This window comes from Corynebacterium sp. HMSC068G04 (genome assembly GCF_001814885.1).
Classification (GTDB): Bacteria; Actinomycetota; Actinomycetes; order Mycobacteriales; family Mycobacteriaceae; genus Corynebacterium; species Corynebacterium hiratae.
The window spans coordinates 143019-156558 of record NZ_KV818291.1 but is presented as its reverse complement, the minus strand read 5'-3'; the positions used below and the strand labels follow the sequence as shown (position 1 = coordinate 156558).

The 13540-nt window shown below is 59.3% G+C and carries 10 protein-coding genes; 5 read left to right on the top strand and 5 right to left on the bottom strand.

Features of this window, described 5'->3' with window-relative positions; all coding sequences use genetic code 11:
* Positions 1–220: 220 nt before the first annotated feature.
* Positions 221–1915: a phosphoenolpyruvate--protein phosphotransferase gene (gene ptsP, locus HMPREF2993_RS00940; RefSeq protein ID WP_070513104.1), complete on the top strand. Its 1695-nt coding sequence runs from the start codon at positions 221–223 to the stop codon at positions 1913–1915.
* Positions 1916–2020: 105 nt separating this feature from the next.
* Here the strand turns inward: ptsP and HMPREF2993_RS00935 are convergent, their stop codons facing one another.
* Positions 2021–2803, bottom strand: a complete 783-nt coding sequence (locus tag HMPREF2993_RS00935; RefSeq protein WP_046648229.1) for a DeoR/GlpR family DNA-binding transcription regulator — start codon at positions 2801–2803, stop codon at positions 2021–2023.
* 372 nt (positions 2804–3175) lie between these two features.
* The gene (gene lexA / locus HMPREF2993_RS00930; RefSeq protein ID WP_046648227.1) at positions 3176–3898 is read right to left on the bottom strand and encodes a transcriptional repressor LexA; all 723 of its coding nucleotides are present in this window, start codon (positions 3896–3898) and stop codon (positions 3176–3178) included.
* A 777-nt stretch (positions 3899–4675) separates the two neighbouring features.
* Between lexA and nrdR the strand changes: the two genes are divergently transcribed.
* Complete coding sequence (gene nrdR, locus HMPREF2993_RS00925) at positions 4676–5134, top strand: transcriptional regulator NrdR (RefSeq protein ID WP_046648225.1); 459 nt, start codon at positions 4676–4678, stop codon at positions 5132–5134.
* A 4-nt stretch (positions 5135–5138) separates the two neighbouring features.
* On the opposite strand, the gene hrpA is transcribed toward nrdR, so the two are convergent.
* Positions 5139–9014: an ATP-dependent RNA helicase HrpA gene (gene hrpA / locus HMPREF2993_RS00920; RefSeq protein WP_070700477.1), complete on the bottom strand. Its 3876-nt coding sequence runs from the start codon at positions 9012–9014 to the stop codon at positions 5139–5141.
* Positions 9015–9124: 110 nt separating this feature from the next.
* Here hrpA and HMPREF2993_RS00915 point away from each other — a divergent pair, with 110 nt between their 5' ends.
* Positions 9125–10207 carry a hypothetical protein gene (locus HMPREF2993_RS00915; RefSeq protein WP_070700476.1) on the top strand — a complete coding sequence of 361 codons (1083 nt, stop codon included), beginning with the start codon at positions 9125–9127 and terminating at the stop codon, positions 10205–10207.
* 164 nt (positions 10208–10371) lie between these two features.
* Here HMPREF2993_RS00915 and HMPREF2993_RS00910 read toward each other — a convergent pair whose 3' ends face one another.
* On the bottom strand, positions 10372–11331 hold the full coding sequence (locus tag HMPREF2993_RS00910) for a hydrogen peroxide-inducible genes activator (protein WP_070700475.1): 960 nt from the start codon (positions 11329–11331) through the stop codon (positions 10372–10374).
* Positions 11332–11504: 173 nt separating this feature from the next.
* Here HMPREF2993_RS00910 and HMPREF2993_RS00905 point away from each other — a divergent pair, with 173 nt between their 5' ends.
* Positions 11505–12098: a peroxiredoxin gene (locus HMPREF2993_RS00905; RefSeq protein ID WP_046648222.1), complete on the top strand. Its 594-nt coding sequence runs from the start codon at positions 11505–11507 to the stop codon at positions 12096–12098.
* Between the two features lie 44 nt (positions 12099–12142).
* Positions 12143–12676: an alkylhydroperoxidase, AhpD family gene (locus tag HMPREF2993_RS00900; RefSeq protein WP_070700473.1), complete on the top strand. Its 534-nt coding sequence runs from the start codon at positions 12143–12145 to the stop codon at positions 12674–12676.
* Positions 12677–12813: 137 nt separating this feature from the next.
* Here HMPREF2993_RS00900 and HMPREF2993_RS00895 read toward each other — a convergent pair whose 3' ends face one another.
* Entirely contained in the window at positions 12814–13524 is a 711-nt protein-coding gene (locus HMPREF2993_RS00895; protein ID WP_046648218.1) for a VIT1/CCC1 transporter family protein, read from the bottom strand.
* Positions 13525–13540: the final 16 nt, after the last annotated feature.

Below are 13540 nucleotides of genomic sequence, written 5' to 3'. Positions count from 1 at the left end.
TTTCGCGGAGTGCGTATATTGGGGCAAAAGCGCCGCGGCGGCTCGAACAAGAACTTCGGTGCAGATTGCCCGTGGTCAGCGTGAAACTAATGTTGCTTAATGTTGATTATTGCCCGTATGTGTCCGAATGTCAACGGAATCACTGTGGTTTTCGTTGCATTTTTGACCGACTTGTGATGATCTGGATAGAGAAAACATCGTCTCCGTAAGGATATGTGTCATGGAAAACGCATCCCCATCCACCATTAAAGGCACCGGCGTCGTCGCCGGCGTTGCATACGCTGAGGCGGTGTGGGTCCGCCCACGCCCAGAACTGCCCACGGCGGGAGAAACCGTGCCGGAGGAGCAGCGTGATGCTGAGTACGATCGCTTCCTCGAAGCGGCGGACATTGTTGCCAGCCGCCTTGAGCAGCGGGCAGCTGGGGCCGAAGGCCAGGCTGCTGAGGTTCTCGGTGCTACCGCCGGAATGGTGAAGGACCGAGGCTGGCACAAGGCTGTACGCAAGGGTATTCGTAGCGGCAAGAACGCTGAATATGCAGTTGTTGGTGCCACAGACAGGTTTGTCACCATGTTTGAGGCTGCCGGCGGCGTAATGGCCGAGCGTACGACTGACCTCAAGGACGTGCGCGACCGCGTCATCGCACAACTGCGCGGTGAGCAGGAACCGGGCCTGCCCATGGTTGAAGGGGAGGCGGTGCTGCTGGCGGATGACCTCGCTCCAGCGGATACCGCTACCTTGGACATTGCGCATATCAAGGCACTGGTCACCGAGCTCGGCGGGCCGACGAGCCATACTGCAATCATCGCCCGCCAGCTGGACCTTCCGTGCATCGTCGCAGTTGGCGCTGATCTCCGCTCGATTGAAGCGGGAACCCAGATCTTCGTCGATGGTTCCGTGGGAACGGTGTCCCTTGGCGCGGATCGTGACACCTCACTTAAGGCAGTTGAGGAATACCGCGAGAAGGCAGCGCGAGTGGCCGAGTGGCGTGGCCCTGCCCAGACCAAGGACGGCCACCGCGTGCAGCTGTTGGCCAACGTGGCCGACGGGAACGCAGCTCGCATCGCCTCGGATTCGCAGGCAGAGGGGATCGGCCTGTACCGCACGGAGCTTTCCTTCCTCTCTGCCAGCGAAGAACCGACCGTGGAGGAGCAGGCACGCATCTACGGCAAGGTTTTCAACGCTTTCCCCGAATCCAAGGTCGTCGTTCGAACGCTCGACGCCGGATCGGATAAGCCGATTTCCTACGCCACGTTGGACTCTGAGGAGAACCCGGCCTTGGGTGTGCGCGGCCTGCGCATCGCCCGAAACAACGAGGCGCTTCTCACCCGTCAGCTCGACGCCATCGCACAGGCCGCGGAAAAGCGTGCTGATGGCGCTACCACTTGGGTCATGGCGCCCATGGTGGCCACGGCAGTAGAGGCGAAGTGGTTTGCTGAACTGTGTCGTGAGCGCGGGCTCATCGCCGGCGCGATGATTGAGGTGCCTGCAGCGGCCCTGATGGCCGATACCATCATGCCGCACCTCGACTTCGTGTCCATCGGTACCAATGACTTGACTCAGTACACGATGGCCGCGGACCGCCTGTCGCCGCAGCTGGCCTACCTGACCGATCCGTGGCAGCCGGCCGTGCTGCGTTTGATCCAGCACACGTGCGTGGTGGGTCGCGATAACAATGTGCCGGTTGGTGTCTGTGGTGAGGCCGCCGCCGATCCCATGCTCGCTTGCGTGCTGACTGGCCTTGGAGTCACCTCACTGTCCGCAGCGTCGACCGCAGTTGCGGGCGTTGGTGCACAGCTGGCTGAGCTCACACTCGAGCAGTGCCAGAAGATGGCGGAGGCGGCTATCAACGCCGAAAGCCCAGCAGATGCGCGATCCGCAGTGATTGCGCTGCTGGAGGAATACCAGACTGCCTAGTAGCTCTAGCTTGGTTTAGGCCGCTGCTGAAACAGGGAGGTGTGGTTCCCCGAGAGGCCCCTCGGGGAACCACACCGCCCTTACGCGGTCGTGGGATGAAACCGCCTATTTCTCCGAAGCGATAATCACGTCGATGCCGTGCTCGCGCAGGGCTTCGACGTAGGCGGCTGGAGCAGCGGCGTCCGTAATGACGACATCAATCTCATCGAGCGAGGCAAAGCTGACCAGATAGTCATTGCCGAGCTTCGACGAGTCACACAAGACGACGACGCGATGCGCGTTGGTAACAAAGGCCGACTTGATAGCTGCTTCCTGTGAGTCCGCCGTGGATAGCCCATGGTCGATGGTCAGGGCGTTGGTGCCGATGAAAGCAACATCTGCGCGCATCAGCGCCATGGTGCGAAGGGCGGTATCGCCGACGACGGCTTGGGTGATCGCGCGCACCGTGCCGCCTAGGAGCTGCACCTCGGAAACACCATTGCTGGCCAACGAGAGGGCGATCGGTAGGCTATTCGACACAATGCTGAACTGGCCAGCAGAATAGCGCTGTCCGATGAGGTCAGCGAGGGCGTTGGTGGTAGTTCCAGCGTCGATGAAGATACTGCCCCCGTCGGGAAGCTGCTCTAGTGCGGCGCGGGCGATAGCCATTTTCGCGCCCGTGGCGGAACGCTGACGAGTATCGAGTGTAAATTCTGCAGTCTGGAACGATTGGGAAGCAACCGCACCGCCATGAACGCGGTGGACAACTCCTTCCCGGTCTAAGACCGCGAGGTCGCGGCGAATCGTCTCAGCGGTAACATCGAAGCGTTCGGAAAGCTCAGTGACATTGACTCGGCCTTCGACGGCGGTCAATGACGCAATTTGTCGGCGACGCTCTTCTGCGTACATAGTTCCTCCCAGTGAAGTTTGCCTGTGGTAGTCGCTGCGCCCGGCGGTGATAATAAGTGGGGCCGGGGCATGTGAGCGAAGAGAGCAACGAATGTTGCGGCGATGCTTCTATTGTCCCACTGAATGCGAACAAAACGGAACCAAACAAATAAAAGCTCACATTGCTGGCGGCAAACGTGCGAGAAAAACAATGTTTATACTGCATGTTTGCAAATGTGTGATGTCGGACGCTTAAACGGCGCGATTCGGACATGTACACACACAAGGGGGTAAAAAGAAAAAATCCCTCCCTCCAGTTCGCCCGCACCGAGTGGAAATAAGCGGTGGCGTGGGCAACCGGTTGGGGGAGGGATAGTTGTGGCTTAGGGGTGCCTAAAGCTTGCGGAACACCGATACAACCTTGCCCATGATTTCGGCCTCATCGCCCTTGATGGGAGCGTAGGCGTCGTTGTGGGGGAGGAGCCACACTCCAGAAGAATCGCGGTGGAACTCCTTTACAGTTGCTTCTTCGCCTTCGAGGAGTGCAGCGACGAATTCGCCTTCTTCGGCGACGGACTGGGAGCGGATAATAACCCAATCGCCATTGAGGATTCCGGCGTCCTGCATAGAGTCGCCGACGACCTGCAGCATGTAAAGCTCGCCGCTTCCCAGGATCTCACCTGGCATGGGGAAGTAGCCGTCGATGTTTTCTTCGGCGGTGATAGGAGAGCCCGCGGCGATGCGGCCGACTACTGGGATGTAGTTCGGCGTTGCTGCATCCTCGGGGACGTCGGGAGTGGACTGCCCTGCTGTGGTGTTGGCCTGCCCGGCTTTGCGGCCCGGCTTCTTGGGATCGTCGGCGCCGGGGAAGTGGCGCACATCAACGGCGCGCGGCTTGTTTGGATCGCGGCGAAGAAAGCCCTTCTCCTCTAGTTGCTTCAACTGATAGGCCACGGAAGACGTGGACTGTAGGCCTGTTGCATCGCCGATTTCTCGAATGCTTGGCGGGTACCCGCGCAGCATGACAGCGTCATGGATGACTTCCAAGATGCGGCGCTGACGGGCGGAAAGTGAGTCGAGGGTAGGTTGGTCGCTTCGCTTCGGCTTGCGGGGCATTCTTACTCCTAGGGCTATCGGTGTGCGCAAAACAGCGCGTCGGGTTGAGGCGTGCAGGACGCTGGTGGGCATCGCGGTGACGTCTCGTTGGTTGCTCATCGTGGCGTGCGCCGTATTGGTGTTTCCGTTTCCTTTTTAGCACGTAAAGAAAAAATGTTCGACTAACGCCGCTTGGATGTGGACAAACTTTCGAGCGCCTGCTATAAATCGAACATACAGACCAAATCGAACGGTTGGTCGATGGAAGTGTTCGACGATGTCGAACCTCGCTCTTACACTTCAGGCATCACCACAATGAAGAAGAAGTCCTGGAAAGGAACTGTCATGGCCATTGCACTTAATACCAGCTCTGCTCTGCATGGAGTAACTCCCGAGAAGTCCGGAAAGGGTCCTGTGCTCGTCCCGCCCGCGGCCGTGTGGGAACCTGAGCGGTGTCACTCGTTCGCGTTAACGCGTGAAAGTGGTTTGTCGCGTGTTCGAACGCTCGAGCCGAGAGATAGAACACAGGGGCGCACAGATCGAATAGGGGATTCCTCAGTTTCATACCAGCGTGCTGCGTCCCTACCTCGCCGTAGCGGCTCGAACGTAGGTAACTATGTTCTTGGAGCAGTTTTCGGTGCAGCGGTATTTATCGGCACCGTGTGGGGTGGTCTTAGTATTGATGGTGAGGCCCCTAGCGCTAGCGGTGCATCAGCCACAGCGGTTGTTTCTTCGCGCTAGACTTCCCGAGGGGCCGGAAGGCGTCTGCGCAGCGGTCGAGAGGAAGGATACGGCACAGTGTATTGCCCGTTCTGTCACAACGAACAGTCACGAGTGATTGACTCCCGAGTGATCGACAGTGGAACGTCAATTCGCCGACGTCGCGAGTGTGCTGCATGCCGAGGCCGGTTTACCACCATCGAGAAGGCTGTCTTGTCGGTGGTCAAACGTAATGGCTTGGCCGAGCCTTTCAGCCGGGACAAGCTAATCCGCGGCGTGAAGCGCGCGTGCCAGGGGCGGGATGTTAGCGATGATGCCTTGAAAAAGCTTGCGCAAGAGGTCGAGGAAACCGTGCGCAGTCACGGATCGTCACAAGTCAACGCCAACGATATCGGCCTTGCTATCTTGGAACCCCTGCGTGACCTCGATGAGGTGGCCTATCTTCGCTTCGCCTCGGTATACAAGTCTTTTGAGAGCGCCGACGACTTTGAATCCGAAATTCGCCTCATGCGCCGGCGCGACCGCGACAGCTTCTAACGTTTTAGCGCAGCTTGTCCGCGGCTTTTTGGATTCTCCGCACGGACACCGCATGCGCGGTACCCAGGCGTTGTGCGAAGAGCGATACGCGCAACTCCTCGATCATCCAGTAGATGTCCTTGACCTCACGGGTCTTCTCGCGGCCGGCGGGCAGCGTGCGCAAACGATTGTTCAGATATGCCTTCGCTTCGTCGACATCGGCTTGGCGGTCGGCATCCCGATCCGGGTCTAGATTCATGTCCTCGAGCCTGATGCGCGCGGCTTGGATATAACGCGGCAGGTGGCGAAGGTGCTGCATGCCGTGCATAGTGATCGCATTCGGGGGCAACAAGAACTTCAGCTGACCGCGAATATCATCGATTGCCGGCCCCTCCCACTGATTGAGCTCAGCGTTGAGGTTCGAATACTCTGCCAAGCCTGGGGCGATCGCGACCACCGCCTGGCGGACGCGGCCTGGCACCTCCGGTTTAACCGCGTTGAGAAGAGTGGTAAATTCACCAGGACTTCGTACCGGCCCGCCCTTCTCCATCATGATGTCGCGTACTGCGGCGACCCGAGCATCGTTGACGAGACCTTCGGCCCCGCCGTGCGGGTAGGCGTCGACAGCAACCCGCTGCTGCAGGGGCAGGCCCTTGACCATATGCTGCGTGTTTACGGAAATCTCTCGGAGTAGCAGCGTCAGGGTGGTGGTGATCATGGAGGCGTCGGCAGCCGCCTTGGTTGGATGCACCTTCAGCGCCACGCCCTCCTTCGTAGCCACAAGCGCAGGATAAGCGGTGACCTCATGCCCATCGACCACCGTGGTCACTTTCTCATCGATAGCGCCCAGCGTGTCTTCCGACCATTCCTTGACGGAAGCGGACTCAGCGGCGCGGCCGACGCGCGAGACGGAGGAAGAGATATGCCCGGCTTGGCGTTGCACGAGAGCCTTCAAATCGCGATCGGAATCGATGATCTTTCCGCGCTTGTCCACAGCGGCAAAATTCATGCGCAAATGTGGTGGGAGCTGATCAGGGCGGAAATCAGCCGCGTTGATGCCCTGGCCGCCCATGTCCCGTAACACCGCGGCGAGCTGGTCGATGAGCGCTCCTTCATAGGGAAGGAGCTTGGGCAAGGCCCGCTCAGCGAACTCGGGGGCCGGAACCACAGTACGGCGCAGCGCTTTCGGTAGCGAGCGGATCAGCTCAGTGACAAGCTCTAGACGCAGGCCCGGCACGAGCCAGTCGAAACCCTCAGTATCCAATCCGGCCAGCAGTGGAACGGGAACCCTGAGCGTGACGCCGTCAAGCGGGTCACCTGGCTCGAACTTATAGGACAGGTCGTAATCGATGCTTCCCTTCAACCACCGATCCGGGAAGGCGTCCTCAGTGACATCGTGGTCATCCTCGAGGAGTGCTTCTGGGTCGAAGTCCAGAGAATGCTTGTTTTTCTGTTTCTTCCACCACGAGTCGAAGTGTCGGGCAGTGGTCACAGATTCCGGGATGCGCTGATCGTAGAAGTCGAAAAGCGTGTCCTCGTCTACAACGAGACCGCGGCGCCGTGCTTTTTCTTCGTATTCGGAAGCCTCGGCAAGCTTGCGCTTGTTGTCGTGGAAGAAGTTATGGTGGGTGGTCCAGTCGCCGTCGACAAGCGCATTGCGAATGAACATGTCGCGTGCCGCCGCAGGATCGACGCGGTGGTAGGGCACCGTCCGGTCCGCGACCACGGTGACGCCGTACAACGTCGAGCGTTGGGTAACTACCGCTGAGCCACGCTTGCGTGACCATGTTGGATCGGAATAGTTGTGTTTCAACAGAGCCTTCGCCAGTTTTTCCACCCAAGCCGGGTCGATGGCGGCAACATCGCGTGCCCACAGTCGCGAGGTTTCCACGAGCTCGGCTGCCATGAGGAACTCCGGTGGCTTCTTTGCCAGCGCTGATCCCGGGAAAACAAGGAAGCGGGTATTGCGGGCGCCAATGAACTCCTTAGAGTTTCCATCGCGTGCGCCGATATTGGACAGCAAGCCAGACAGCAGGGACATGTGGATGTCATCGGGGCGCCGCTCGGTGCCCTCTTGAGCGTTCCAACCGAGCTGCTTGGCGACGTCCCGCAGCTGCCGCACCAGGTCGAACCACTCGCGGATGCGCATATAGTGCAGGAAATCGGCTTTCATCCGTTTGCGGAAAGCATTGCCGCTCATCTCATCGCGAGCTTCTTGGACAAAGTCCCACAGGTTGAGCATCGCCATAAAGTCTGAGGACTTGTCCTTAAAGCGAGCATGGGTCTGGTCGGCTTGTGCCTGTTTGTCGATGGGGCGCTCACGCACATCCTGGATTGTCATGGCGGCAACGATGACCATGACGTCGTGGAGGCATCCGGAGGTGTTGGCTTCGACGAGCATGCGGGCCATGCGCGGATCTACGGGGATGCGGGCGAGATCCCGCCCGATGCGTGTCAGGACCGGCAGCCCATCTTTTTCTTTGCCCTCGAGTGCGCCCAATTCGTGGAGGAGGAGAAGGCCATCGCGCACGGCCTTCGGTTCGGGGGATTGAACGAAGGGGAAGTCGGCGATATCACCGAGGCGCAGCGAGATCATTTGCAGGATGACGCTGGCCAGGTTGGTGCGCAGGATTTCGGGGTCGGTGAATTCTGGCCGGGAGAGGAAGTCCTGTTCACTGTAGAGGCGGATGGCAATGCCATCGGCCACGCGGCCACAACGGCCTGAGCGCTGGTTAGCGCTTGCTTGGGAGATCGGCTCAATGGGCAGTCTTTGCACCTTGGTGCGGGTGGAATAACGCGAGATGCGTGCGGTGCCTGTGTCGACGACGTAGCGAATGCCAGGCACCGTCAATGAGGTCTCAGCGATGTTGGTAGAGAGCACAATGCGGCGACCGCGGTGTGAGCGGAAAACGCGATGCTGCTCCTGGTTGGACAGGCGTCCGAAGAGCGGAGTGACCTCCACGTTGCGCCAATGGCGCCCTTCGATGGCTTCCATGGCGTCGCGGATATCGCGCTCGCCCGGGAAGAAGCACAGAATATCTCCTTCGCCTTCGGCCATGAGTTCTTCGATGGCTTCGCAGAGGGCGTCCAAGGGATCGAGGTCGATGGTCTTTCCACCTGATTCGACCTCGAGCGGGCGGTAGCGGATCTCCACGGGGTAGGTGCGTCCGGAGACCTCGATGATCGGCGCTGGCTTTTCGTTAGCGTCAGCGAAGTGCTTGGCGAAGCGTTCCGGATCAATGGTGGCGGAAGTGATGATCACCTTCAAATCTGGGCGTTTGGGGAGCAGCCTCTTGAGGTACCCGAGAAGGAAGTCAATATTGAGCGAACGCTCGTGTGCCTCATCGATGATGATCGTGTCATAGGCATTGAGGAAGCGGTCACGCTGCATTTCTGCCAGCAAGATGCCGTCCGTCATGAGTTTCACAGCGGTGGTGGAGGAGACTCGGTCATCGAAGCGGATGGCATAGCCAACGGAGTCCCCGATTGATTGGCCGAGTTCCTCCGCAATGCGCTCGGCGACGGTCCGTGCTGCGAGTCGTCGCGGCTGGGTATGGCCGATGAGACCCCGGCGTCCACGGCCGAGCTCTAGACAAATTTTGGGAATTTGAGTGGTCTTGCCCGAACCAGTCTCGCCGGCAATGATGACCACCTGATTATTCTCGATGGCCTCGGCGATATCGTCCCGCCGTCCGGTAACGGGAAGCTGCTCGGGGTAGGAAATCGACGGCACGTTTACGTCGATGGCGCTCACTTTTTCCTGGGCAGATGCAATATCAGCCCCGATAGCTGCAAGCGCTTTGGGGGAGCGAGCCTTGCGGAGGCGGCGGCGGAAAGCACGCTCATCACTCAAGGAAACTGTCGTAAGGGCGTTGTAGAGGTCTTCGCGAGTAGCAGTCATAGTCGACCTAGAAGTCTACTCGGAAGTGCTTTTCGCTCACAGGTCGAGGTGGAGAAATTGGTACTCTTGTGGTGACTGTGTGAAAAGAGATTACAGAAGGGCAGAAGTGTATGACCAATCCTTTTGATCCGAAACCGGATGACAACGGCTCCCACGGCGGGTTCGGCAACAATCCGGGAAACAACGCCAATAACTCCTCGGGAAACAATGGCGGCCTGCCGCGGTATGAACCCACCACGCACCCAGAGGATCAGGCTGGCTTCGGCCAGTCCGGCAGTTATGGCAATTACGGTGGCGAGTCCTACGGCGCTCAGCCCTATGGTGGCAATTCCTATGGCGCCTACAACGCCGGTCAGCCGGGATACGCCGGGGCAAGCTACGGAGGCGATTCCGGATATGAGGGCCCTGGTCCGGGCGCCGGCCCTGCCTACACGGGCCCAGTCAGCGCCCTAGAGGCGATCAAATGGGGCTTCAAGGCTGCGCTGGGTAATGCGATGCTGTGGGTGCTGGGTGCTGTCGTGGTGTTCTTTATTCAGGTTATTCCACAAATTGGCATCAGCGTTGGCGAGCAGAACGCCGATGGTACGGGCGCGAGCGTCATGGTGAGCTTCTTCTCCTTTGCCGTGTCTATACTCTCCATCGTTATCTCTTTGATTGTGTACCGCTTGGCCTATCGCGAGATCGATAAGCCAAGCCCCACGTGGGGCACTCTTTTCCAAGGTGTTCGCTGGGTGTCGCCGCTTGTGGTGAACCTGGTCCTGGGTATTCTTGGCGCTATAGCCCTCGTGATTGTTGTCGTCATTGTGTTTGCTGTGGGCTTCGGCGGGGCCTCTGCAATGGATATGCAGAACGTCGAGAACCTCGGAGACGGGGAGATTCTCGCGCTCGTCGGTTCCATCTTCGGTATTCTCGCCGTGCTCATGCTGATCGGGCTATTCATCCTGCCCTTCTTTACCCTCATGCCCTGGTTGGCAGCGGATACCTCCTCAATCGGTGAGGCGTTCTCGCAGGGGCTCAAGCTAGGCAAACAGAATTACAGCCACATCCTGCTGTTCATCGTTCTTACGGCTCTCATGTTTGCCGCGTCCTTCATCACGTTGGGCTTGGCGCTGGTAGTCATCGCACCGGCTATGCAGCTGGCAACCGCGCACCTGTGCCGCCAGTGTCAAGGGCGTTATGCCCCCGCAGCCTAAACACTAAAGGCCACACGTAGCGCATTTAACGCGCGCCGCCGCCCTGACTGTCCTCTTCGGATAGCCCTTTCACAGAGGAGGGCCTAGACAAGGAGGCCGGTCAGTGGCGGCTTTGGCGTTTTGAGTGTCGCGCTGGGGCACGCGTGTTGATCAGAGGGAGCTGACTAGGGAGACGAAAAGAGGTCCCGAGAGCGCTCGACGGCGTCCTCAAATGCGCTGGTGACCAGTGTCCCGAAAGTGCGGTATTCATCGGCGCGGGCGGCAGAGGAGCGAAAAACGAGCCCCACCTGGCGCTCTGCTGTTACCGAAGGGGCAAAGCGAGCAACGGCAAGCTGCGGGTTCTGGCATTCCGTAACGAGTGCGGATTCAGGTACGAGTGTGGCGCCGAGGTTTCCCATGACAAGCTGCAAAATAGTGGTCAATGACGAGGCGCGCGTGACGGCGTTGGTGGCCTCGGAGGGGTTCACTTTCGCGCGGCGGCACAGGTCGAGGACTTGGTCGCGGAGGCAGTGGCCGTCATCAAGCAAGAGCAAATCGAGATGCTCGAGCTCCGACAGCGTGAGGTCATCGCGCCCTGCGAGTGGATGCGCCGCTGGAGTTACTGCGGTGAAGGCCTCGGTGTAGAGAGGGATCTCCACCATGCCGGGAGCCTCAGTGGGTAGTGCAGCAACGGCTAAGTCAAGGTTTCCTTCGCGCAGCTTACTCAGAAGATGCTGGGTTTGCTCCTCGACGAAGCGGGGCTCCAAATCGGGGTAAGCATCATCGATGGATCGCAACAGACCCGGCAACATATAGGGCGCGATGGTCGGGATGATGCCGATGGTGAGGGGACCGGTGAGTGTGCCGTTGGCGCCGCGGGCTTGGCTCAGGAAGGCATCGGAGGCTTCGAGGGCCGCCTTTGCATAGGGCAGGAGCATCTCGCCGGTGGACGTCACGATGACCTTGCGGGTGGAGCGTTCAATGAGCTGCACTCCCAGTCCTTGCTCGAGCGCGACGAGGGCTTGGGAGAGCGAAGGCTGGGAGATATCGAGCTTGGCGGCCGCGGAGCCAAAGTGCTTGTTCTCTGCGATCGTGACGAAGGTGCGCAACTGGGCGAGGGTCGGACGATACTCCTTATTGTTCATGCCTATAACTGTAACACTTCTAATTCGTCGGTCCTATTGACGCGCGAAGCCTTCCGTGGCATACTGGGCAGGTGAGCGACCGCGTACCTGCTAAAAGGCAGATTGGTGTGTGGTCGTAGAGATTTGCATCACAGTTATGCATTGTTGTGACACTATAAGGAGTTGAGCCTTTAATGCCTATCCTGACCGTTGGCGAGAAGTTCCCAGAGTTCGAGTTGACCGCACTGAAGGGCGGTGACCTCCACGACGTTAACGCTAACCAGCCGGAGGACTACTTCGAGCAGGTATCTCTGGACAAGTACCAGGGAATGTGGAAGGTTGTGTTCTTCTACCCGAAGGACTTCACCTTCGTCTGCCCGACTGAAATTGCGGCCTTCGGCAAGCTGAATGAGGAGTTCTTGGACCGCGATACCCAGGTCCTTGGCGGCTCCACCGATAACGAGTTCGCACACTTCAACTGGCGTGCAACCCACCCAGAGCTGAAGGAAGTTCCGTTCCCGATGTTCTCTGATATTCGCCACGACCTGATCCGTGCCCTCGGTGTGGAGAATGCCGACGGTGTTGCTGACCGCGCTACTTTCATCATCGACCCGGACGGTGTTATCCAGTTCGTGTCCGTGACTCCGGATGCTGTCGGCCGCAACGTTGATGAAGTTCTGCGTGTGCTGGACGCCCTGCAGTCCGAAGAGGTCTGTGCCTGCAACTGGGAGGCTAATGACCCGACCAAGAACATCGACAAGCTCGAGGTTGTTCAGTCCGCTCTGTAAAGCAGCAATAAGCACAACCGTCCAACCTTAAAGGAGTTACATCAATGTCCATCGAAAACCTGAAGTCCGCGCTTCCGGCATATGCCAAGGATCAGAAGCTCAACATCGGTACCCTTACTCGTACGACCGAACTGAATGAGGAGCAGTTGTGGGGAAGCTTGGTTGCTGCCGCGGCCGCTACCCGCAATGACTTGGTGTTGTCGGAGATTCTTGAGGAAGCCCGCGAGCACCTCAGCGAAGAGGCAATTGACGCAGCTCTTGGCTCTGCCACGGTGATGGCCATGAACAATGTGGCCTACCGCGCAAAGAGCTGGTTGGGCGATGACTTTGCTCAGGTCAAGTTCGGTCTTCGCATGAACATCATCGCTAAGCCTGGCGTGGAAAAGACCACGTTTGAGCTGTGGAGCACCGTGGTCTCCGCCATAAACGGCTGCGAGCACTGCCTGTCCGCTCACGCCAACACCCTCTTGGAGGAGGGCGTGACCAAGGAGCAGATCTGGGAAGGTATCAAGGTAGCTGGCGTCATCGAGGCTGTGGCCCAGGCGCTGCAGTCCGAGGCCGTGCGCACCGCTGAGTAAAACCAGCTAGCACTTTTCTAGCTAAACGTAGAGTCCCACTGCCCGCATTTGGCGGGAGGTGGGACTTTGTGTTTTGGGGCCCGTCGGGGAGGGGCGTCGGTGCGCAGAGGGCGCGTGGGACAGCTCTCTTCCTGCCTTTAGCCGACGACCCCGCCGAACGCGACGCCGATGCCATAAGTGACGGCCAGGCCCAGTGCACCACCGATGACGAGGCGGAGCACGGAACGCCCAGTGTTCGTGTCGGCGAGGCGGGCGGAGACGTAGCCTGTGATGGCAAGAGCGACCAAGGTAACGATGGCGACTGTTGCTGCAGCCATGCTCATGGGGGCGAGGAAGATCGACAACAGGGGGAGTGCGGCGCCGGCGAGGAAAGATATGGCCGACCAGAACGCCGCGTGCCATGGATTTGTCAGGTCTTCGCCGTCGATGCCCATTTCAAGCCGGAGGTGTGCTTCGAGAAGTCTATCCTCGGCAGCGATCTCACGGGCGGCAGTGTCCGCGGTTTCGGTGTGCATGCCGTAGCTGGCGAGCATGGAAACGAGCTCGGCATGCTCTTGTTCGGGGATTTCCGCCAGCTCGCGGGTCTCCTTGTCGATCATCATCCGCTCGGAGTCACGCTGAGCGGACACCGAGACGTATTCTCCGAGCGCCATGGAAGCGGCGCCAGACACGGTGGCTGCCAAGCCTGCGGTGAGGATGGTGCTTGCCGACGCCCCCGAACCCACCACGCCGAGTAGAAGCGCGGCGACAGAGACGATACCGTCGTTGGCGCCAAGAACGCCTGCCCGCAAAGAGTTGAGGCGCGCGTTGTGTGAAGATCCGTGGGGTTCGTTGCCATGGTGGGGCATTGCCAGCTCCTCGATG

Coding starts and splice junctions, on each gene's coding strand:
- ptsP (WP_070513104.1), top strand. CDS start 221: ATGGAAAACGCATCCCCATCCACCATTAAAGGCACCGGCGTCGTCGCC.
- HMPREF2993_RS00935 (WP_046648229.1), bottom strand. CDS start 2,803: ATGTACGCAGAAGAGCGTCGCCGACAAATTGCGTCATTGACCGCCGTC.
- lexA (WP_046648227.1), bottom strand. CDS start 3,898: ATGCCCCGCAAGCCGAAGCGAAGCGACCAACCTACCCTCGACTCACTT.
- hrpA (WP_070700477.1), bottom strand. CDS start 9,014: ATGACTGCTACTCGCGAAGACCTCTACAACGCCCTTACGACAGTTTCC.
- HMPREF2993_RS00915 (WP_070700476.1), top strand. CDS start 9,125: ATGACCAATCCTTTTGATCCGAAACCGGATGACAACGGCTCCCACGGC.
- HMPREF2993_RS00910 (WP_070700475.1), bottom strand. CDS start 11,331: ATGAACAATAAGGAGTATCGTCCGACCCTCGCCCAGTTGCGCACCTTC.
- HMPREF2993_RS00905 (WP_046648222.1), top strand. CDS start 11,505: ATGCCTATCCTGACCGTTGGCGAGAAGTTCCCAGAGTTCGAGTTGACC.
- HMPREF2993_RS00900 (WP_070700473.1), top strand. CDS start 12,143: ATGTCCATCGAAAACCTGAAGTCCGCGCTTCCGGCATATGCCAAGGAT.
- HMPREF2993_RS00895 (WP_046648218.1), bottom strand. CDS start 13,524: ATGCCCCACCATGGCAACGAACCCCACGGATCTTCACACAACGCGCGC.